The 1,406-nt window shown below is 39.5% G+C and carries 2 protein-coding genes; one reads left to right on the forward strand and one right to left on the reverse strand.

Annotation, left to right across the window (positions count from 1 at the left end):
- The first annotated feature begins 325 nt into the window (after positions 1–325).
- On the forward strand, positions 326–520 hold the full coding sequence (locus F6J94_RS33855) for a hypothetical protein (protein WP_293048333.1): 195 nt from the start codon (positions 326–328) through the stop codon (positions 518–520).
- Positions 521–887: 367 nt separating this feature from the next.
- Here the strand turns inward: F6J94_RS33855 and F6J94_RS33860 are convergent.
- The coding region (locus F6J94_RS33860; protein WP_293048335.1) for a DpnII family type II restriction endonuclease at positions 888–1,406 on the reverse strand (519 nt) is incomplete at its 5' end.

The raw sequence follows: 1,406 nt of genomic DNA on the forward strand, positions 1-1,406 counted from the left end.
AGAAATAGGGAATAGGGAATAGGGAGAAGGGAGTAGGGAGTAGGGAGTAGGGAGTAGGGAGTAGGGAGTAGGGAGTAGGGAGTAGGGAGTAGGGAGTAGGGAGTAGGGAGTAGGGAGTAGGGAGTAGGGAGTAGGGAGTAGGGAAAAAATTTGTGTATCTCATCGGTATTATAAAGGCTAGATAAGTAAAATTATATCAACAAAAAAAGCGTTCGCTTTTTTTGATTCCCCCTAAAACTTCCAAAAAAAAATTTTCAAAACCCTTGACAAACTCATTCATAATCATTATTATTATAAATTTAACTACGAATTCAATCTTTGATTCATGTCAAAAAACCCAAACCTAAAGAAACAACCTGTTGAGCACACTCTAAAAGGCTCTCGTCAAGCAGTAATCTATAGTATGCAAATGCTTTATGCACTGGGCTATGCAGAGATTTGCGAGTGGAGCCCTCTGGAGCCAACTGGTGTTCCAGACGAAGTGACTACTACAATGATGAAGTATTGGCTGTTGCCATAACACTTTAAATTTCTGGGGGGTTTTCCCCCCAGGATAAAGGCTCCGGTCTGGTCGGATAGCGTGACCTTTGGCCAATCAAATAACATCACATCAGGTTAGGTTTGGGATCTGACTGAGATCAAAATTTCAATCCACTTACTGTGGAATTGAAAAAGCCGTGGACATTATGTCTACGGCTTTTTTTTGACTATATATGGGTTGATAATGTGGGTTTATTAAGACTTAAACTTTTTCAAGTTAGTGCTGATTAATTTGAGACTTATAGCATTTTGATTTCAGTTGTGAATATACTCCATTAGGGAAAACCAATAAGTGTGTTTACAACCTAGATAAAAACGCTATATCATCTCTTAAAATCCCAATAAAATCAGTGGTCTAATATCAAAGCCTCTAGGACACCTTTTTCAACCATATCCAGGTTGAGAATGTAATCAATTTTATCAAAGGTATCGCGAAGAGGTCTTTTAGCTGTTCGCCAACCAAAACCATCGGTAATCCAGATAAATTCGTGACCATCTTGTTTCCACTGTAAGAATATCTCGCTGTACTCACCAGCTGTCGATTTTAGTTTAGAGCCACCACCGCTATAAAAGTTGGTTTCGATTAAAATGAGTTTATTAGGAGTATTAATTGCAAAATCAATCGTTTTGGACGCTTTTTTGATGGTAAGATGTTTGCCAAATTCTGATCTGATGCCATCTGACTTAGCCTGCGGGATGTACTGAAAGCCATGACGAGTACAGATAGAATTGACAAAGTACTCGACTATGTCTTCCATGGCTTTACCGGCTCGGTTTTTGCGAGCATTTGTATCTAGACCGACCTCGACACCGACAAAGTAATCTGTGAGGGACTTGATACGTCTTGAGGTGATTTGCTCTAGGAA

This window comes from Moorena sp. SIO1F2, assembly GCF_010672755.1.
Lineage (GTDB): Bacteria > Cyanobacteriota > Cyanobacteriia > Cyanobacteriales > Coleofasciculaceae > Moorena.